Here is a 19,165-nt window from a genome sequence, read left to right as displayed (position 1 = left end):
AAGCCACCCGTTCGCCGCAAAGGATTTTGCCCGCTCGCGCCCTCCGAACGGGCGTGTACGATTACGATCTCGAACGGTACCTGAACGTCCGGAGCGCCTACGGCGCGTCCTTCGCTCCCGACGGGACGCTCTCGTTCCTCCACGACGCGACGGGCGTCTCGCAGGTCTGGACGCTCGATGCTGCCGGCCGCTGGCCCGAACAGCGCACCTTCTACGACGAGCCGGTGAGCTTCGTCGACTACTCCCCCGAACGCCCGGAGCTCGTCTTCGGGATGGACGAGGGCGGCAACGAGCGCGCACAGCTCTTCCTGCTCGCCGACGACGGCCGAATAACGAACCTCACGGGGATGCCCGACGCGAAGCACCGCTGGGGCGGGTGGCGACCCGACGGCGAGGCCTTCGCCTTCGCGTCGAACCGCCGCGACGAAGCGGTCTTCGACGTCTACGTGCAGGGCCGCGAGGAGACGGGCGGGGACGCCGAGTTGGTCTGCGAGGGCGACGGCTGGTTCACCGTCGGCGGCTGGTCACCCGACGGCGAGAAACTGATAGTGAACGAGGCCCACTCCAGTTTCGACCAGGATGTCTACGTCTTAGACGCGGAGACGGGCGATCTCACCCATCTGACGCCCCACGAAGGCAGCGTCCGTTACGTCAGCGCCTCGTGGGGACCCGACGGCGACGCGCTGTATCTGGCCACCGACGAGCGGAGCGACACGCTCTCGCTGGCCCGCCTCTCGCTGTCGGGCGACCTCGAGGTCGTCCGCGAGGACGACGACTGGAACATCGACGGCGTGGCCATCGACCAGGCCAGCGGCCGACTGGCCTACTCGAAGAACGTCGAGGGGTACAACGAGCTCACCGTCGGCGAGTTCGAGGACCCCACCAGCATCGCGGAGTTCCCGACGCCGGACCTCCCCGGCGGACTCGCGGGCGGCGTGGCGTGGAGCCCCGGCGCCGAGCGCTTCGCCGTCTCCGTCACCGGCCGCACGGTCAACACGAACGCCTTCGTCGTGGAGACGGCGAGCGGCGAGAGCCGGCGCTGGACTCACGCCTCGACGGGCGGCATCCCGCGGGAGACGTTCGTCGAACCCGAGGTGGTTCGCTTCGAGAGCTTCGACGGCCTAGAGATTCCCGCGCTGTTCTCCCTGCCGCCGGAGGCCGACGAGGACGGTACCACCCCCGTCATCGTCGACATCCACGGCGGTCCCGAGAGCCAGCGCCGCCCCTCCTTCGCCGGGCTCACGCAGTACTTCCTCTCGCGGGGGTACGCCGTTCTCGAACCGAACGTCCGCGGGTCGACCGGCTACGGGAAAGCGTACACCCACCTAGACGACGTGGAGAAGCGACTGGACTCGGTGAAGGACATCAGAGCGGGCGTCGAGTGGCTCCACGACCACCCCGCCGCGGACCCCGACCGCATCGTCGCGATGGGCGGTTCCTACGGCGGTTTCATGGTGCTCTCCTCGCTCACCGAGTACCCCGACCTCTGGGCGGCGGGCGTCGACGTCGTCGGCATCGCCAACTTCGTCACCTTCCTCGAGAACACGGGCGAGTGGCGACGCGAGTTGCGCGAGGCGGAGTACGGGTCGCTCGCCGAGGACCGCGACTTTCTCGAATCCATCTCGCCCATCAACAACGTCTCCCGGATCAGCGCGCCGCTGTTCGTCCTCCACGGGGCGAACGACCCGCGGGTCCCCGTCGGCGAGGCCGAGCAGATCGCCGAGGAGGTCGCGGACCACGGCGTCCCCGTCGAGAAGCTGATCTTCGAGGACGAGGGCCACGGCATCAGCAAGCGCGAGAACCGCATCGAAGCGTACACTCGCGTCGTCGAGTTCCTGAACGATCACGTCTGATTCCGACCGACCGCTTCGAGGGACGGGTCGTCGAGCCGTCTCAACCCGTGAGAACGGTTAGCCGGATTTATACTGTTGGCTCGTCTCCCTCGGACCATGGACGTATCCGACCGCTCGCGGTCGCGGGTCACGGAGTGGTTGGAGCGCATCGAATCGGAAGTCGGGTCGCCGACGGTCACGCAGACGACGTTCGAAGTGGCCGAAGACGGCTATCGACGTGCGCTTGACCAGGCCGAGGAGGGGTACATCGACGTTCAGGCGGTGGTTCGGGACGGCTCCGGCGCGGTGTTGCTCAACGAGGAAGACGGCGGTTGGGGCGTGCCGCAGGGACAACCGCGCGACGACGAGCGACTGACCGAGGCCACGGAGCGAATCGTCCGTGACGCCACCGGCGTCGACTGCGTGGTGACGGACGCGACGAGCGCGACCATCTCGGGCATCCGCAACGCCGACGACCCGTCGGCTCCGGCGGTCTACCGCCTCGGCGTCGTCTTCACCGCGGAACTCGCCGAGGCCGAGGAGACCACGGACGAGGCGGTTCGGTGGGACACCGATCCGGACCCGGTCGCCGAACTCGTCTAGACGACGCCGGTGACCGTCGCCGCCTCGATGGCCGCCTCCTCGCTCATCCCGTCGCCCAGCACCGTATAGCGGTCGCGTATCTCGTGGGCCGTCGTCAGCGCCTCGATGACCGTCTCGTCGTCGATGCCCAACTCGTTGGCCGTCGTCGGCGCGCCGATGGCCCCCAACGCGTCTCGAACGTCGCGCCAGCGCCCCTTCGGCCCGCTGTGTAGGTACTCGGTCATGATCGCACCGACGCCGACCTGATGGCCGTGCAGCGCCGGGTCGGGCGCGATGCGGTCTAGCTGGTGCGAGAAGAGGTGTTCCGCGCCGCTGGCCGGCCGCGAGGAATCGGCGATGGACATCGCCACTCCGGAAGATACCAGCGCCTTCACGACGATCCACGAAGACTCCTCCAAGCCCTTCTTGATGGAACTCGCGCTGTCGACGAGCATCTCGGCGGTCATCTGGGAGAGCGCGCCGGCGTACTCCGAGTAGGGGACGTTCTTCAGGCGGTGAGCGAGCTCCCAGTCCCGGACCGCCGTGTAGTTCGAGATGATGTCGGCACACCCCGCCGTCGTCAGTCGCCACGGTGCCTCCGCTAAGACTTCCGTATCGGCGACGACGGCCAGCGGCGGCTCGGCGGCGACGCTGTGGCGCGTATCGCCCTCCGGAACCGAGCCCCGACCCGAGACGATGCCGTCGTGGCTGGCCGCCGTCGGGACGGAGACGAAACCGAGTCCCAGGTCGTCGGCGGCCATCTTCGTGATGTCGATGGCCTTCCCGCCGCCGACGCCGAGCATGAACCCCGCGTCCACGTCCTCGGCGTGAGCGATGACCTGCTGAACGGCGTCGAAACTGGCCTCGTCGATGACGACTTCGGCCGGGTCGTAGCCCGCGTCCTCGAACTGGTCGACGACGCGCTCGCCGGCGACGGCGTGCGGCGTCGGACTGGAGACGACTAGCGGCCGCCCCGCCAGGTGGAGTTCGTCCACCGCGTCGAGCGTCTGCTCTAACACCCCGTGACCCACCACGACGTTTCGCGGTAAGCGAATCCACGTCGATTTGTCGAACATACCCCCTGTCGTCCCCGCGGTGAGAAAATTGTTTGTCCTCGATGGACGGAATCGGTATTTATTTCCGTCAGAAACGGTCGTACTGAAACGTTTTGACAGTCGTCTCACCATTGTTTACCAGAAACAATTATGTACATCATCGTTTGCGTGCAGATGCGATGGCAGATAATTCCGATACGACTGACGACGGCGTAGCCGAGACGTCCCGGCGGACGTTCATGAAAGCCACCGGCGCGGCGACGGCGACGGCGGCGGTGGGGGCCGGTACCGGCGCGGCGGCGGCACAGACCGACGAGGACATCGAGAACATCATCTCGACGCTGAGCCTCGAACAGAAGGCGGCACAGATGACCCAGGTCGCCATCAGTTCGTTCGAGCCCGAACCCGAGGGGTCGAACGTCCCCGACAGTTTCGGCGTCGACACCGTCGGCGAGTACTTCAGCGAACTCGGAGTCGGATCGGTGCTCTCGGGTGGGGCCGCACCGCCGAGCTTCGACGGCAGCGAGGTCGTCTCGGGCGTCAACGACCTCCAGGAGTACAACCTGCGGAACGCCGACCACGACATCCCGTTCCTCTACGGCGTCGACGCGACCCACGGCAACGGCCTATTAGAGGGTGCGACCGTCTTCCCGCAGCGACTCAACATGGGGTCGACGCGGAACCCGGACCTCATCGAACAGGCAGAGGAACACACCAGCGACTCGACCGTCTCGATGGGCGCTCACTGGACGTTCGCGCCGACGACGGACCTCCAGCGCGACCCGCGCTGGGGTCGCTTCTTCGAGGGTATCAGCGAGGACCCGAAGCTCGAGGGCGACGTCTCGCGGGCACGAGCGCGGGGACTGGAGAGCGACGACCGCCTCGCCTCGTGTGTCAAGCACTTCGGCGCGTACTCCATCCCGAACAACGGCAACGACCGCGCGCCGGCCTCGACGTCGCTGCGCGACCTCCGGACGAACCTCTTCCCGCCGTACCGCGAGGCCCTGAAAGCGGAACCGGGAACCGTGATGGTCAACAGCGGCGCTGTCAACGGCGTCCCCGCCCACGCCTCCCACTGGCTCCTGACGCGGATGCTCCGGGAGAACTACGGTTTCGAGGGGATGGTCGTCTCCGACTGGGACGACCTCAACCGGATGATAACGAACCACGACTACGCCCCGGACTTCCGGACGGCGACCAAGGAGGCCATCAACGCCGGCGTCGACATGTACATGATCGGCAACGGCGGGAGCGCCCCGGGCCCGGTCCAGTTCATCGACACCGTCGTCAGCCTCGTCAGGGACGGCGAGATCCCCGCGGACCGCATCGACGAAGCGGTGCGAAACATCCTCGAACTCAAGGCCGACCTCGGTCTGTTCGAGGAACCGACCGTCGACGAGTCGCGCATCGACGGCGTCCTCGGCGGCGCGAAGGAGACCTCCGAGCAGCTGGCCAGAGAGTCGATGGTCCTGCTGAAGAACGACGAGGACACCCTCCCGCTCTCGGGCGACGAGAACGTCCTGCTGACCGGGCCGGGCGTCGACAGCGAGGGCAACAACACCCGTGCGCTGATGCAGCACGGCGGGTGGACCCTCGGCTGGCAGGGACCGAGCGGGAGCGGCCCGTTCCCGCGCCAGCGCCTGCTGGCCGACGAGCTCGAAGACTGCGTCGGGAACCTGACCCACGTCCCCACGTCGTACAACAACACCACGTGGTGGGCCGGGCAGGGCGACGCGCCGAACCAGCAGAGCGACGAGAACGGGGAGTTCGACTTCACCGACGCGCAGGAAGAGCGGGTCCGGTCTGCCGCGCCGGACGCCGACGCCGTCGTCGTCGTCGTCGGCGAGGGCTGTCACAACGAGGGCTTCGGCGACCGCGACGAACTCGTCCTGGACGAGGCCCAGCAGCGCCTCGTCGACGTGGTCAACGAGGAGACGAGCGACTCGACGCCCGTCGTCGGCGTCATGCTGGCGGGCAGTCCGCGCGGGTCCCCCGAGACGTTCGAGAAACTCGACGCGCTGCTGTTCGCCGGCGAACCCGGAAGCGACGGCGGTGCCGCGATCACCGATACGCTCGTGGGCAACTACAACCCGTCGGGCAAACTCGCCTTCAGTTGGCCGACCAACGAGGGCACGCCCGTCGGGACGGTGCCGGTTCCGTACAACCGATACCCGCCGACGTCGACCGGCTCGACGGATAACACGCCGCTGTACGAGTTCGGTCACGGTCTGAGCTACACCTCCTTCGAGTACGGGAACGTCTCGCTGTCCCGGAAGACCGTCGGTAACCCGGCAAACCAATCTGAGGTGACCGTCAGCGTCGAGGTGACCAACACCGGCGAAACGGCCGGCGACCACATCGTCGAGGTGTTCAATACCCAGTCCTACGGCTCGGTCCTCCAGCCGCTCCGCCGGCTGCTCGGCTACGAGCGCGTCTCGCTCGCCGCCGGCGAGACGAAGACGGTCGAGGTGACCGCGGACCTCACCGCGCTGGAGGTCGTCCCCGGCGACATCCTCGGCGTCCAGCCGAAGGTCGTCGAGGCCGGCGACTACGAACTCACCGTCGGGCAGGACGGCCCGACGGCGACGCTCACGGTCAAGAACACCCGAAGCATCACCGACGACGACCCCGTCCCCGGGCGCTACGACATCAACAACGACGGCGAGCGGGGGATGGACGACGTGAAAGCGCTGATGCAGGGCATCCGCGGCTACGACGGCTGAGCACGGCTAGCGTCGGGGTCGCGCCCCACACGTACCCCTCGCGGCGGTCCGTACCAGCGCCCCACCCCTCTTCTGACGAAGGACTATACCACCGTGGCGAGTACGTGCCAGCGACCGGACCCGCCCGCCGCGGCGCGCGGCGACCACCTCAACTCATGTCGGACCAACCTCCAGCGGAGACGGAAACGATACGTGCGAAACTCCAGCAGTACGGCTTCTCAGAGACCGCGGCCGAGACGTACCTCGCGGTCGTCGAGCGCGGCTCGGCGACGGCGAGCACCGTCGCGGAGGCCGCCGGCGTCTCGACCAGCTACGTCTACGACGTCTGCGACGACCTCGCGGCCGACGGCTTCGTCGCCGTCGACGACCACCGGACCCCCACCGAGATCCGGGCGGTGCCGCCCGCCGAGGCGTTCGGGGCGCTCCGGACCGACCTCGACGCCCTCGAGTCGGCCGTCACCGCCCGGTACGAGCGGCCGGCCGACGACGAGGAGACGTTCGAAGTCGTCAAATCGCGGGCCACTATCGGCAAGCGACTGGTGAGTCACATCGACGCCGCCGAGTCCGAGGTGATACTCCAACTGCCGGCCCGCCGGTTACCCGTCGTCGCCGACGCGCTCAGACGGGCCCGCGAGCGCGGCGTCCTCGTGTTGCTGACGCTGGGTGCCGGCGAGGGCGACGAGTCGAAGTCCGACCTCGACCGCGTCTCGGAGATGGGCGGCCGTCTGGACGGGCTCGCGAACGTCGTCAGGTCCGGGCTGGCCGGCGCGCCGTCGCTGTTGGCGACCGACCAGGAGCGGGGGTTCGTCTCGCCGGCGACCATGCTGAGTTGGGACCACGACCAGACCCGCGCCATCACCTTCAGGCAGGACGCCGTCGCCTCGGTACTGGTCGGGTCGTATCTGGGAAACTACTGGCCGATGGGTGAGGAACTGCTCGTCACCCGCCCGCCTTCATTGCCCGCGACCTACGAGATGTTTCGCCACACCGTCTTCGCGGCGGAACTCCAGATGCGAACCGGGACCGACGTCAGCGTCGACCTCTACGCCCGGCGGGTCGGAACCGACGACCCCTTCGAAACCGTCACCGGGACCGTCGTCGACGCTCGACAGAATCTCGTCGAACCCGGGAACAGCGACTTCGGCTTCGAGAACTCGCTGATAGTCGACACCGGGACCGAACGCATCAGCGTCGGCGGCTACGGCGCGTTCCTCGAAGACTTCGAGTGCAAACAGGCGACCGTCCGACCGGCGTAACCGCTGATTACCCGGCTACCTCACACCTGCCGCCGTGGAATCAGTCCTGTGAACGCCGTCCGTGTTCGGCCGGTAATGGGTTCGAAACTATATGTCAGATAGAGTTATCTTTCTGTCGAGGCGGGAACTATAGTAACCCTCGAAACGAGTTACAGACCGGGCGCGGCTATAGTGCGCTCGTGTGTGTCGGCTTTCGAGGGTCACTGTAGGTAGCCAGCACCGCCGACACGGAGGACACACAATGGATGTGACACACCTCGAACCGAGCGGTCAGGTACGGAAACGGGAGTCAGGCGACTCGGTCGTCGGTACGACGGCTCGGCCGGTCCCGGTCGAACAGGGAGGAAGTTACGGATGGTAATCACGGCGTTACAGTTACCGGTCATCGGTCTCGAACCGTCGGCGTTCGTCGTCCTCGTCATCGCCGCCTTCGCCGGGGGTGCGTTCGGGGCCGCGCTCGGTGCGCTCCCGGCGTTCTGTTTCACGGGGTTCCTCGTCGCCATCGGCGAGGCGGCGGCCTACGCCGGTGCCGAGTTAGCGGGCAGCATCACCGGCGCGGTCGCCTTCGGCCCGGTGTTCGGCCCGCACGTCTCCTTCGCCGGGGGCGCGGCGGCCGCCGCCTACGCCGCCAGACAGAACGAGATGGGGGCGGCCTTCGACTTCCACAACGCGAAGGCGATCACCTTCGCGCTCGGCACGAAACCGAGCCACCTCGCCGTCGGCGGCGCGTTCGGCATCGTCGGGATGCTCATCAGGCAGATATCCGGCGGGCTGTTGCTCCCGTGGGACCCCATCGCGATGGGCGTCACGCTGAGCGCGTTGCTCCACCGACTCGTCTTCGGGTACTCCATCGTCGGCGTCGTCGCCGGCGACGGCATCTTCGACATGTCGCCGTTCGAACGCGGCGAGAAGCGGTCCGAGGGCGAAGTGTCGGGTGACGCCGATAAGGCGGGCGAGGAGCGCTTCGCTGTCGAGCCGTGGCTTCCCCACCAGTACAAGTGGTCGGGCGTCGCGTTCACCGGTTTCATCACCGGCGTCCTCGGCGGGTACATCTGGCTCGAAACGGGGAGTTACTTCCTCGGCTTCGGCATCTCGGCGGCGTCGCTCACCTTCCTCAACCTCGGCGTCGAGAAGATCCCGGTGACACACCACATGACCCTGCCCGCATCGACGGCGGGGGCGGCCGTCGTCGCCAGCGACCCCGGGGGGAGCGCCCTGCTGGTCGTCGTCGTCGCGGCGATCTTCGGCGTCTACGGCGCGCTGCTCGGCGAGGTCTGGCAGCGGATCTTCTACGCCCACGCCGACACGCACTGGGACCCGCCGGCGGCGGCCATCACGCTGGCGACGTTCACCATCGCGATCCTGTACATCCTCGGCGTCTTCCCCGGGTCGGCGTGGGTGCCGGCGCTCGGTCTCTAACTTCCCACACTTCTCGCTCGTCACTGCGTCAGATCGTCGAGCAGTTCCTCCTCCACGTCGCGGTCCGGCCCGAACTGCCGCCCGGTCCGGTCGTTCTCCCGGTGTTCATCGACCGTCCGCTGGAGCGCCACCCGGTGCGGCGTCGAGGACCACCCCAGCTCTCGGAGCTTCGCCGTCTCTAAGAGGTGCGGTGACGCCCGGTGAATCGGGAAGTCCTGCGGCGTCAGGCCGTGCCGCGCGAGGTCGCGCTCCGTCGTGCCGACCGTTTCGACGCCGGTCTGGAGCGTCTCGGCCAGTAACTCCACCCACTGACCGAGCATCGGCGCGTGCTCGTCGCCGACGTTGTACGCCTCGCCCGCGTCGCCCTCCTCGGCGACGACGCGGAGCGCGCTCGCCACGTCCTCGACGTAGGCCATCTGCCAGAGGCTCATCCCGTCGCTCGGCACGGCGATGCGGTCCTGGACGGCCACCCGGTCGACCCAGTAGGCGAACCGCTCGGTGTAGTCGTGGGGACCGTAGACGACGGTCGGTCGGACGCTCATCGCTCGCACGCCGTCCTCGGCGGCGGCGAACACTTCGCGGTCGCCCTCGGCCTTGCGGGGGCCGTACGTCGCGCTGCTGTCGGTCGTCGCCTCCTCCTCGCTACACGGTTCGAGCGCCGTGTCGCCCTCGCGTTTGGGCACCCGCTCCTGGCCGTAGGCCGCGCCGCTGGAGACGTAGACGTACGCCTCGACGTCGGCGAACACGTCGGTCGCGACCCGGACGTCCTCGGGGAAGTAGGCCACGCAGTCGACGACCACGTCGGGGTCGACCTCCTCGCGGGCGGCGGCGAGGTCCTCGCGGTCGCGGCGGTTCCCCTGAACGTGGTTCACGCCCTCGTCGTCCGCGAAGGGGTTGTCGTGGTTTCCCCGGTTGAAGATCGTCACGTCGTAGTCGGCGTCGCGGAACTCCGAGACGGTGTAGCGGCCGATGAACCGCGTGCCGCCGACGATGAGAACCTGGTCCATATCCGCCCAACGGAGGGCGGCGTCAAAACGAGTGGGGTGGCGGGCAGTTGAGAGCGACCACCTGCCTCAGTCGTACCCGAAGCCCGCCTCCTCCATGCATCGAGCGACGAACGTTCGCTGGGCGACGAACGCCGCCGGATCGAGCGCGACGGCGATCCCCTCCGCATCGCTGGCGACGAACTGCATCTCGATGGCGTTCTCGAAGCAGTGGACCGTACACTTCAGATCCCCGTGGACGTAGAGGTCCTCCATCGCCGGTTTCCCGAAGGAGGTGATTCCCAGTTCCTGCCGAACCTTCTCTAAGTCCCGGTCGGTGTACTGCGAGCGGACGTCCGCTCTCGCGTAGACCACCTCGAAAGTGTCCTCGGCGTAGTAGATGACGCTGCGGAGTTCGTCACCGACTTCGCGCTCGAGATACGACGCGACTCGCTCCGGTTCGGCGGGTGCCATACCGTGGCACACTCGGGGCGGCGAAAAGATATATTGGTGGATATATTACAGCACCGAAGAAAATCCGCGGTCGGAGTCAGGCCCGCGGGCGAAACGCGTTCGAAGGTCGCCGCTCAGTCGTCGGAGGAGGCCGCGAAGTCCACCTCGTCGCCGGCGTCGGCCGGTGCCGACGCGGCGGCGGGCGGTTCGTTGCGCACGTCGTCGCGCTCCCGATCGCTGATGACCTCCGCGTAGGCGTCGGGCATCACCTTGGTGAAGTTCTCGACTTCGGCGTCCCACTCGTCTAACAGCGCCGCCGCCTTCTCGGAGCCCGTGTAGGCCGCGTGGTTCTCGACGAGGCGGGAGATCATCCCGCGGTCTTTGCCCTCCAGGCCGTCTTCGATGGAGACCATGCCGGTGTTGGCCCGTTCGGCGAGGTTACCGTCGGGGTCGTAGACGTAGGCGACGCCGCCGGACATCCCGGCCGCGAAGTTCTTGCCCGTCTCGCCGAGGACGACGATCGCGCCACCGGTCATGTACTCGCAGCCGTGGTCGCCGACGCCCTCGACGACGCCCTTGACGCCGGAGTTGCGCACGGCGAAGCGCTCGCCGGCCTGCCCGTTGATGTAGGCCTCGCCCTGGGTCGCGCCGTACAGCGCGACGTTGCCGACGACGATATTCTCGCTGGCCTCGTAGGACGCCTCCGCGGGCGTGTTGACGACGAGTTTGCCGCCGGAGAGCCCCTTACCGACGTAGTCGTTGGCCGTCCCGGTGAGGTCCATCGTCACGCCCTGTGCGAGGAACGCGCCGAAGGACTGGCCCGCCGTCCCGTTCAGGTCGACCCGGACGGTGTCGTCCGGCAGGCCGTCGCCGCCGTACTCCCGGCAGATGCGGTTCGACAGCGTCGCGCCGACGGCCCGGTCGACGTTGTCCACGTCGGTGTCGACGGCGACCGGTTCGCCGCTCTCGAGGGCGGGCTCGGCCGCGTCGATGAGGTCCCAGTCGAGCTGTTCGTCTATCTCGTGGTCCTGTTCGCGCTGTTTGTACCGACCGTCGTTGTCGACCGGTTCCACGATGACCGACGAGAGGTCGATCTTCTCGGCCTTCGGCTGGCTCACGTCGTCTCGCTGTTCGAGGACGTTGACTCGGCCGATCATCTCCTCGACCGACTCGAAGCCGAGTTCGGCCATTATCTCGCGGAGCTCCTGTGCGACGAACGTCATGTAGTTGATGACGTGTTGCGGCTCGCCGGGGAACCGGCTCCGCAGGTTCTCGTTCTGCGTGGCGATGCCGACCGGACAGGTGTTCTCGTGGCACTGCCGGGCCATCACACAGCCCGACGTGACCAGCGAGGCGGTCCCGAAGGTGTAGCCTTCGGCACCCAGGAGCGCGGCGACGGCCACGTCGCGGCCGGTCTTCATCCCGCCGTCGGCGGTGACCGTGATGCGCGAGCGCAGCCCCGTCGCGCGGAGCATCTGATTGGCCTCGGCGACGCCGAGTTCCCACGGCAGGCCGGCGTTCTTGATGGAGGTCTTCGGCGACGCGCCGGTCCCGCCGTCGTGGCCCGAGATGTGGACCACGTCGGCGTTGGCCTTGGCCACGCCGGCCGCGATGGTGCCGATGCCGTCCTCGGCGACCAGTTTGACGTTGATGTCCGCTTCCGGATTACTGGCTTTCAGGTCGTGGATGAGCTGTTTGAGGTCCTCGATGGAGTAGATGTCGTGCAGCGGCGGCGGCGAGATGAGGCCGACGCCCGGCGTCGCGTAGCGGACGTGGGCGATCATCTCGTTGACCTTCTTCCCGGGCAGGTGGCCGCCCTCGCCGGGTTTCGACCCCTGTGCCATCTTGATCTGGAGTTCGTCGGCCGATTCGAGGTAGTGAGCGGTGACGCCGAAGCGCCCCGAGGCGACCTGCTTAGTCGTACACTCCTTCTCCGTGTCGAACCGCTCGGGCGGTTCGCCGCCTTCGCCGGTGTTGGCGTTGGCCCCCATCCGGTTCATGGCGATGGCGTTGTTCTCGTGCATCTCCGGGGAGAGCGACCCCAGCGACATCGCCGCCGTCTCGAAGCGCTTCACGATGTCGTCGACGGATTCGACGTCCTCGATGGGGACGGACTCGCGGTCCGAGTCCAGTTCGAGTAGGCCCCGAAGCGTCTGGAGCTGCTCGTTCTGGTCGTTGATGAGTTCGGCGAACTCCTGGTAGGTCTCGTAGTCGCCCATCCGGACGGCCTGTTGGATCTTCCCGACCGTCTCGGGGTTCCACTGATGGTGGATGCCGTTCGAGCGGAACTCGTACTCGCCCTGGCGGGGCATGTCGGGTTCCTCCTCGCTCCAGGCGACGTCGTGTCGCTGGAGGAGGTCCTCCTCGATGTCGTCGATGCCGATCCCCTCGGTGCGGCAGGTCGTCCCCTCGAAGTACTCGGCGATGAAGTCCGAGGAGAGGCCGACGGCCTCGAAGATCTGGGCGCCCTGATAGCTCTCGACGGTCGAGATGCCCATCTTCGCCATCGTCTTCAGCAGGCCGTCCTCGACGGCGGTGATGTAGGCGTCGATGGCCGCCGAGAGGTCCGCGCCGTCCGGCCCGGCGACGAGGTCGTCGATCGTCTGATAGGAGAGGTAGGGGTTGACCGCGCCGGCGCCGTAGCCGATCAGCGTCGCGAAGTGATGGACCGCACGCGGATCGCCGGATTCGAGGACGAGCCCGACGTGGTTGCGCAGGCCGTTGCGGACGAGGTGGTGGTGGATGCCGCCGACCGCCAGCAGCGACGGGATGGGGACGCGGTCCTCGTCGGCGTCTCGGTCCGAGAGGACGATGACGTCGTGGTCCTCCGCGGCGGCGTCGGCTTCGGCGCGCACGTCCTCGACGGCCTCGCGGAGGTCGGTGCCGCGCTCGTAGGTGATGTCGACGACCGCCGTCGACATGCCGTTCTCGTCTAGGTCCTTGATCGCCGCCGTCTCCTCGTCGGTGAGGATGGGCGAGTCGAGGACGAGTTGCCGGGCGTGGTCCTGGGACTCGTCCAGTAAGTTGCGCTGGTAGCCCAGCCGAGATTCCAGCGAGGTGACCAGTTCCTCGCGGATGTAGTCGAGCGGCGGGTTAGTGACCTGCGCGAACAGCTGTTTGAAGTAGGTGAACAGCGGGCGGTTGAACTGCGAGAGCACCGACAGCGGCGTGTCGTCGCCCATCGACCCGACCGGGTCCTTCCCCTTCTCGGCCATCGGTTCGATGAGGTGGTCCACCTCGTCGTAGGTGTAGCCGTACATCGCCTGCTGGCTCCGCAGGCCGGCGGCCTCGGTCTGGGGCGTGTTGTCCTCGCGGGCGGCGATGTCGTCGATGTCGACCTGTTCCTCGGCGACCCACTCGCCGTACTTCTCGTCGGCGATGTCCTCGAACACTTCGGCGTCGGGGATGACCCGTCCTTCCTCGGGGTCGGCGAGGAAACACTGCCCCGGCTGGAGGCGGCCGCGTTCGGCGATCTCGCCGGCGTCGTGGTCGAGCGCGCCGGCCTCCGAGGACATCACGAGCGTGTTGTCCTCTAAGACGTCGTAGCGACAGGGGCGCAGGCCGTTCCGGTCGAGGACGGCACCGATGCGCTCGCCGTCGGTCGCCGCGACCAGCGCGGGGCCGTCCCACGGTTCGACCAGCGAGGCGTGGTAGTCGTAGAAATCGCGACGGTCGCCGGTCACGTCGTTCATCTCGCCGCGCCACGCCTCGGGGATGAGCATTCGGAGCGCGTGCGGGAGGTCGCGGCCGCCCTGTAAGAGGAGTTCGAGCGCGTTGTCGACGCTCGCGGTGTCGGACTGGTCCGGATCGTCGATGATGGGCTTTATCTTCCCGATGTCGTCGCCGAAGCGCTCGCTCTGGATGTCCGTCTCGCGGGCCCGCATCCAGTTGATGTTGCCCTGGATGGTGTTGAACTCGCCGTTGTGGATGATGCGGCGGTAGGGGTGTGCGAGGTGCCACGCGCCGAGCGTGTTCGTCGAGAAGCGGGCGTGGACCATCGCGAAGGTAGAGGTCAGGCGTTCGTCGGCGAGGTCCGGGTAGTACTCGGGGAGCTGTTCGGCCTTCAGCAGGCCCTTGTAGACGACGACGTCCGTCGCCAGCGAGACGACGTAGAAGCGCTCGTGTCCGGCCGGTCGCTCCTCGCCGACGGCGTTCTCGAGGACGCGGCGGCCGACGTAGAGCTGGTTGTCGAGGTCCCGGCCCGTCTCGCCGTCCTCGGACGTGACCGCGAACTGGGCGACGGCGGGTTCCGCGTCGAGCGCGGTCTGTCCGATGTCCGCGTTGTCCGTCGGGACGTCGCGCCAGTCCAGGACGTCGAGTCCCTCGCCGGCGAGCTCCGTCTCGACTAAGTCTTTCAGGTCGGCGGCGTCGTCCTCGTCCTGCGGCAGAAAGAGCGTCCCGACGGCGTACTCGCCGGGGTCGGGGAGATCGGCGTCTAGCTCCTCGGCGAAGAAGTCGTGGGGCAACTGCAGCATGATGCCCGCGCCGTCGCCGGTGTTATACTCGGCCCCCGTCGTCCCTCGGTGCTCGAGGTTCTCGAGGAGTTGCAGTCCGTCCTGTACCGTCTCGTGGTCGCTGCCGCCGTCGAGGTCCATCACGACCCCGACGCCGCAGTTCGACCGAGAGTCCGTCGGGTCTGCGAGTCCGGCCCCGCTCGCAGCCTCGTCGCTGTCGTGTCGCTCAACCATGTATGCGCGCTACTAGCGAAACACCCCATAAAAGGATGGTCCTGAAGGTATTAGCGTTGTTAGACCACATATTAGGGCATATATATTTATAACGATAGATTGCAGTCTATTCAGTTCGACATGACGGGCGCGATGAACGACGGCGTCGTCGTTCAGAGAGAAACGCGGAAAACGGGACCGTCGTCGCCTGCGTTAGTTCTGAGCGCGTGCCGGCGACGGTTCTTCGATACCGGAGACGTAAGCGGTGAGGTCCGTCGTCGTCAGCATCCCGACGACGCCCTCCGTCTCGTCGGTGACCGGGACGTGATGAATCCCGTTCTCGATCAGGGTGTCGGCGACGGACTCGACGGACTCGTTGGCCGTCGTCGTTACGACGTCGGTGCTCATGTACTCGGCGACGGGTATCGAACTCGTCTCTCCGCCCTGTGCGGCGATACGGACGAAGTCGGTCGACGTGACGACCCCCTCGAGCCGGCCCGCGTCGTCGACGACGACGACGGAACTGATGTTCTCCGCGAGCATCGTCTCGGCGACGGACTCCGCCGACGCGTCCGCCGATACCGTCTGTACGGGCGACGACATCAGGCGACCGACAAAAATGTCATCCATGAGTATCGGTATCATCTCTCCTTGGATAAGTTTGTCGTCTCCAGCGATTCGCGACGAGAGCCCTTCAGAGCACGGCTGACGGCGAGAGAGCGGGAAGGGGACGAGGCGTCGTCTTCGTCCGCTCGAACGGGCTACGGCCAGACGTCGGCCTGTTCGGCCGCTTCGACGACGCGGTCGATCGCGACGACGTAGGCGGCGACGCGCATGCTCGGGAGGTCGTGCTCCTCGTAGGCGTCGACGAGCGTGTCGAACTGGTCGACGATGATGTCTTCGAGTTCGTCGTTGACGCGTTCTTCGTCCCAGTAGAAGCGCTGACGGTTCTGGACCCACTCGAAGTACGAGACCGTGACGCCGCCGGCGTTGGCCAGGATGTCGGGGACGACGAGCACGTCCTCGTCTTCGAGCACGTCGTCACCGGCCGGCGTGATCGGACCGTTGGCCGCCTCGGAGATGACGTCGGCCCGGACGCCCCGCGCGATCTCCTCGTCGATGGCGTTCTCCAGCGCCGCCGGGATCAGCAGGTCGACGTCCAACTGGAGCAGTTCGTCGTTGGTGACCTCCTCGTCCGCGCCGGGGTACTCCACGACGCTTCCGGTCTCTCGCTTGTGTCGCTTGGCGTCGACGGCGTCGATGCCGTCCTCGCTGTAGATACCGCCGCTGGAGTCGGAGACGGCGACGACCGTGGCACCGAGCTCCTCGGCGAGCTTCGCCGATATCCAGCCGGCGTTCCCGTAGCCCTGGACGGCCACCGTCGCATCGGAGATGTCGCGGCCGAGGTAGTCGAAGGCCTCGCGGGCGGCGATGACCGTCGAGCGACCGGTCGCCTCGACGCGGCCCTCGCTCCCGCCGCTCGAGATGTCCTTCCCCGTGATGACGCCGGGTTCGGTCGTGTTCTCTAGGGTCTCGTAGGTGTCCTTGATCCAGTTCATCTCGCGCTGGCCGGTGTTGACGTCCGGCGCGGGGATGTCGCGGTCCTCGCCGATGAGCGGCGTCAGTTCCTTCGCGAAGGTGCGAGTGATGCGCTCCAGTTCGGATTCGGAGTACTCCGCGGGGTCGATGACGATGCCGCCTTTGCCACCGCCGAGGGGGATGCCGGCCGTCGCGGTCTTGTACGCCATCCACCCGGAGAGCGCCTTGACCTCGTCGCGGGAGACGTTCGGGTGATAGCGGATGCCGCCCTTGTAGGGGCCGCGGTCGCCGTTGAACTGCGAGCGGTACGCGCGGAACACCTCGATAGAGCCGTCGTCCATCTCGACCGAGAGGTTCGTCTCGAGGATCCGCTCCGGGTTCTTGAGCCGCTCGAGCATTCCCTCGTCGGCCTCGACGTAGTCGGCGGCCTCGTCTACCTGTTCCTGAAAGCTTTCGAACGGGTTGACCGAATCTCCCATATATGAACGAACGCGCAGAGGTATTTAAAAAGAATTCGAAGTATCACCATCTCTCACAGTTAACGGGCAAGAAATGACATAGTACAGGTATAGTGTGGTAATACAATATAATGTCGACCTCACTCGTAATATTTCGCGGCTGGAGTTCGCATATCTGATACGAAATCCCCTCGAACATCATCGCCGTCTGTCGTTTGTATGACCCGAGTCTGACGGTAATTTATATATGCCCGTGTATCACTCGACACTGGGGGCACGGAGAAAGTCACACGCTCCCTTAGCCCCACCTTTCGTGATGGTGACGTTATGGTTCGGCGAGCACCTCGTCCGCATCGTCGCGCGGCCGATAGTCGAGCGAGACGGTGGTATCGGCGAGCGTCAGATATCGGCCGCCGTTCCGCGAGATCGCGTTGACGACCAGCGGCGACGGCGAGAGTGGGTGGCGGACGGCGGCCTCGGCGACGGCGCGGCAGTCGCGCGGACTCAGCCACCTGGCGCGAGCGAACCGGTGGCGGGCCTCGGGTCCGAGATAACGGTTTGTTACGAAAGCGGTATTCGTCGATACGTCGAGCTTACTCCGGGAGAGGACCGATAGCGGCCCATACTCTTGCGCGCCAGCGGTCCCCCGGCTGGTATGGACGACCGATCCGACGAGGTGCGACTCCGCGGCGGCGACTGGCGGGACGCCTTCGCCCGGTCGCTCGGGGCTAGTAGATGAATTAGTAGCTCTTCGCGAAGTACGCCGTCTCTTCGGCGTCCTCGCCGCAGATGGCACACGCGTCGTGGATCGGCTCCTCGTCGCGGTCGAGGGGCACCATCACGATCTCGGCGGCGATGGCGTCTTTGATGGGGTCTTCACAGTCCTCGTCGCCGCACCAGCCGCACTTGACGTAGCCGCCGTGCTGGCCGATGGTGCCGAGGATCTCCTCGCGGGAGTCGGCTTCTCGAATCTCGCCCTCTAAGGTCTCCTCGGCGCTGGCGTACAGCTTCCCGTGGACGGTGTCGAGGTGCTCTTGAACCGTCTCGGCGATGCCCTCGCGGTCGACGGTCTCCTGTTCGCCGTCGGGGCGGTGGGCCAGCGTGGCCTCCTCGTCTTCGACCTCGTGGGGGCCGATTTCGACCCGGAGCGGGATGCCGTTGAGTTCGTGCTCGTTGAACTTGAAGCCGGGATTTCGGTGTTCGCGGTCGTCGAGTTCGACGCGGACGCCGGCCTCGTCCAGTTCCGCGGCGAGGTCGGCGGCGTACTCGATTACCTCGTCCTTGTTCTCCTCCTGCCATATGGGGACGACGACGACCTGGTCGGGGGCCAACGCGGGCGGCAGGACGAGGCCCTGATCGTCGGAGTGTGTCATGATGAGCGCCCCCATCGCGCGCCACGAGAGGCCCCACGAGGTCGTGTGGGCCGTGTTCTCGTCCTCGTCGGCGTCGGCGTAGGTGATGTCGAACGCCTCCGCGAAGGAGGTCCCGAGATAGTGGGAGGTGGCGGCCTGCACCGACTTCCCGTCGGGCATCAGGGCCTCGATGGAGGTGGTCGTGTGCGCGCCGGGGAACTTGTCGTGTTCGGGCTTGCGGCCCTTCAGCGGCGGCAGCGCCATCACGTCCTCGTAGAGGCGGGCGTACTGCTCCAGTCGGGTCATCGTCTCGTCCCACGCGCCCTCCTCGTCGGTGTGAGCGGTGTGACCCTCCTGCCAGAGGAACTCCTTGGTGCGGAAGAACGGCTTGGTCTCGGTGGCCTCCCACCGGACGACCGAACACCACTGGTTGAGCCGCATCGGGAGGTCCCGGTGCGAGCGGGTCCAGTCGGCCATGAACGGCGCGATGATGGACTCGCTGGTGGGCCGCACGGCCAGCCGCTCTTCGAGTTCCTCGTTGCCGCCGTGGGTAACCCACGCCACCTCGGGGTCGAACCCCTCGACGATGTCCTTCTCCCGTTCGAGGTACGACTCGGGGATGAACATCGGGAAGTAGGCGTTCGTGACGCCGGTGTCCTTGAACCAGCCGTCGAGGTGGTCCTGGATGCGCTCCCAGATAGCGTAGCCGCGCGGTCGCGTGACGATGAATCCGCCCATGGGGGCGTAGTCCGCGAGGCCGGCCTTCTGGACGACCTCGGCGTACCACTCGCCGGGTGAATGTTCCTTGCTCTCCGTGATGCCGAGTTCCTGCTCGCCGCTCATTAC

General features: G+C 66.8%; 13 protein-coding genes. 6 read left to right on the top strand and 7 right to left on the bottom strand.

Going from position 1 to position 19,165, the window contains the following annotated elements; translation table 11 throughout:
- Positions 1–53: 53 nt before the first annotated feature.
- Positions 54–1,853 (top strand): S9 family peptidase, encoded by a 1,800-nt coding sequence (locus EGH23_RS01375; RefSeq protein ID WP_220578240.1) that lies wholly within the window; start codon positions 54–56, stop codon positions 1,851–1,853.
- A 96-nt stretch (positions 1,854–1,949) separates the two neighbouring features.
- The gene (locus EGH23_RS01370; protein ID WP_220578239.1) at positions 1,950–2,435 is read left to right on the top strand and encodes an NUDIX hydrolase; all 486 of its coding nucleotides are present in this window, start codon (positions 1,950–1,952) and stop codon (positions 2,433–2,435) included.
- Here the strand turns inward: EGH23_RS01370 and EGH23_RS01365 are convergent.
- Positions 2,432–3,490, bottom strand: a complete 1,059-nt coding sequence (locus tag EGH23_RS01365; RefSeq protein ID WP_220578238.1) for an NAD(P)-dependent glycerol-1-phosphate dehydrogenase — start codon at positions 3,488–3,490, stop codon at positions 2,432–2,434. The genes EGH23_RS01370 and EGH23_RS01365 overlap by 4 nt on opposite strands.
- Positions 3,491–3,648: 158 nt before the next feature.
- Here EGH23_RS01365 and EGH23_RS01360 point away from each other — a divergent pair, with 158 nt between their 5' ends.
- The 3 genes from EGH23_RS01360 to EGH23_RS01350 all read left to right on the top strand — a co-directional run bounded on the left by EGH23_RS01360 (position 3,649) and on the right by EGH23_RS01350 (position 8,867).
- The gene (locus EGH23_RS01360) at positions 3,649–6,192 is read left to right on the top strand and encodes a glycoside hydrolase family 3 protein (RefSeq protein ID WP_220578237.1); all 2,544 of its coding nucleotides are present in this window, start codon (positions 3,649–3,651) and stop codon (positions 6,190–6,192) included.
- Positions 6,193–6,347: 155 nt separating this feature from the next.
- Positions 6,348–7,448 (top strand): TrmB family transcriptional regulator, encoded by a 1,101-nt coding sequence (locus EGH23_RS01355; RefSeq protein ID WP_220578236.1) that lies wholly within the window; start codon positions 6,348–6,350, stop codon positions 7,446–7,448.
- Positions 7,449–7,802: 354 nt separating this feature from the next.
- The gene (locus EGH23_RS01350; RefSeq protein ID WP_220578235.1) at positions 7,803–8,867 is read left to right on the top strand and encodes a DUF7973 family transport facilitator; all 1,065 of its coding nucleotides are present in this window, start codon (positions 7,803–7,805) and stop codon (positions 8,865–8,867) included.
- A gap of 20 nt (positions 8,868–8,887) precedes the next feature.
- Here EGH23_RS01350 and EGH23_RS01345 read toward each other — a convergent pair whose 3' ends face one another.
- The 5 genes from EGH23_RS01345 to EGH23_RS01325 all read right to left on the bottom strand — a co-directional run bounded on the left by EGH23_RS01345 (position 8,888) and on the right by EGH23_RS01325 (position 16,988).
- Positions 8,888–9,874 carry an NAD-dependent epimerase/dehydratase family protein gene (locus EGH23_RS01345; protein WP_220578234.1) on the bottom strand — a complete coding sequence of 329 codons (987 nt, stop codon included), beginning with the start codon at positions 9,872–9,874 and terminating at the stop codon, positions 8,888–8,890.
- Between the two features lie 66 nt (positions 9,875–9,940).
- Complete coding sequence (locus tag EGH23_RS01340) at positions 9,941–10,324, bottom strand: DUF7522 family protein (RefSeq protein WP_220578233.1); 384 nt, start codon at positions 10,322–10,324, stop codon at positions 9,941–9,943.
- Between the two features lie 113 nt (positions 10,325–10,437).
- The gene (gene gltB, locus EGH23_RS01335; protein ID WP_220578232.1) at positions 10,438–14,991 is read right to left on the bottom strand and encodes a glutamate synthase large subunit; all 4,554 of its coding nucleotides are present in this window, start codon (positions 14,989–14,991) and stop codon (positions 10,438–10,440) included.
- A 192-nt stretch (positions 14,992–15,183) separates the two neighbouring features.
- Positions 15,184–15,600, bottom strand: coding sequence for a CBS domain-containing protein (locus EGH23_RS01330; RefSeq protein ID WP_220578231.1), 417 nt, complete (start codon positions 15,598–15,600; stop codon positions 15,184–15,186).
- 131 nt (positions 15,601–15,731) lie between these two features.
- Complete coding sequence (locus EGH23_RS01325) at positions 15,732–16,988, bottom strand: Glu/Leu/Phe/Val family dehydrogenase (RefSeq protein ID WP_220578230.1); 1,257 nt, start codon at positions 16,986–16,988, stop codon at positions 15,732–15,734.
- 295 nt (positions 16,989–17,283) lie between these two features.
- Between EGH23_RS01325 and EGH23_RS01320 the strand changes: the two genes are divergently transcribed.
- Positions 17,284–17,583 (top strand): hypothetical protein, encoded by a 300-nt coding sequence (locus EGH23_RS01320; RefSeq protein ID WP_220578229.1) that lies wholly within the window; start codon positions 17,284–17,286, stop codon positions 17,581–17,583.
- A 124-nt stretch (positions 17,584–17,707) separates the two neighbouring features.
- Here the strand turns inward: EGH23_RS01320 and proS are convergent, their stop codons facing one another.
- Positions 17,708–19,162: a proline--tRNA ligase gene (proS, locus tag EGH23_RS01315; RefSeq protein WP_220578228.1), complete on the bottom strand. Its 1,455-nt coding sequence runs from the start codon at positions 19,160–19,162 to the stop codon at positions 17,708–17,710.
- Between the last annotated feature and the right edge of the window lie 3 nt (positions 19,163–19,165).

This window comes from Haloarcula nitratireducens (assembly GCF_019599505.1).
Note: the sequence above shows the minus strand (reverse complement) of the source record. Positions and strands in the feature narration are given on the sequence as shown.

Excerpts from the sequence above, each read along its gene's own strand:
- EGH23_RS01370 (WP_220578239.1), top strand. The coding sequence starts at position 1,950 with ATGGACGTATCCGACCGCTCGCGGTCGCGGGTCACGGAGTGGTTGGAG.
- EGH23_RS01365 (WP_220578238.1), bottom strand. The coding sequence starts at position 3,490 with ATGTTCGACAAATCGACGTGGATTCGCTTACCGCGAAACGTCGTGGTG.
- EGH23_RS01360 (WP_220578237.1), top strand. The coding sequence starts at position 3,649 with ATGGCAGATAATTCCGATACGACTGACGACGGCGTAGCCGAGACGTCC.
- EGH23_RS01355 (WP_220578236.1), top strand. The coding sequence starts at position 6,348 with ATGTCGGACCAACCTCCAGCGGAGACGGAAACGATACGTGCGAAACTC.
- EGH23_RS01350 (WP_220578235.1), top strand. The coding sequence starts at position 7,803 with ATGGTAATCACGGCGTTACAGTTACCGGTCATCGGTCTCGAACCGTCG.
- EGH23_RS01345 (WP_220578234.1), bottom strand. The coding sequence starts at position 9,874 with ATGGACCAGGTTCTCATCGTCGGCGGCACGCGGTTCATCGGCCGCTAC.
- EGH23_RS01340 (WP_220578233.1), bottom strand. The coding sequence starts at position 10,324 with ATGGCACCCGCCGAACCGGAGCGAGTCGCGTCGTATCTCGAGCGCGAA.
- gltB (WP_220578232.1), bottom strand. The coding sequence starts at position 14,991 with ATGGTTGAGCGACACGACAGCGACGAGGCTGCGAGCGGGGCCGGACTC.
- EGH23_RS01330 (WP_220578231.1), bottom strand. The coding sequence starts at position 15,600 with ATGGATGACATTTTTGTCGGTCGCCTGATGTCGTCGCCCGTACAGACG.
- EGH23_RS01325 (WP_220578230.1), bottom strand. The coding sequence starts at position 16,988 with ATGGGAGATTCGGTCAACCCGTTCGAAAGCTTTCAGGAACAGGTAGAC.
- EGH23_RS01320 (WP_220578229.1), top strand. The coding sequence starts at position 17,284 with ATGGTGACGTTATGGTTCGGCGAGCACCTCGTCCGCATCGTCGCGCGG.
- proS (WP_220578228.1), bottom strand. The coding sequence starts at position 19,162 with ATGAGCGGCGAGCAGGAACTCGGCATCACGGAGAGCAAGGAACATTCA.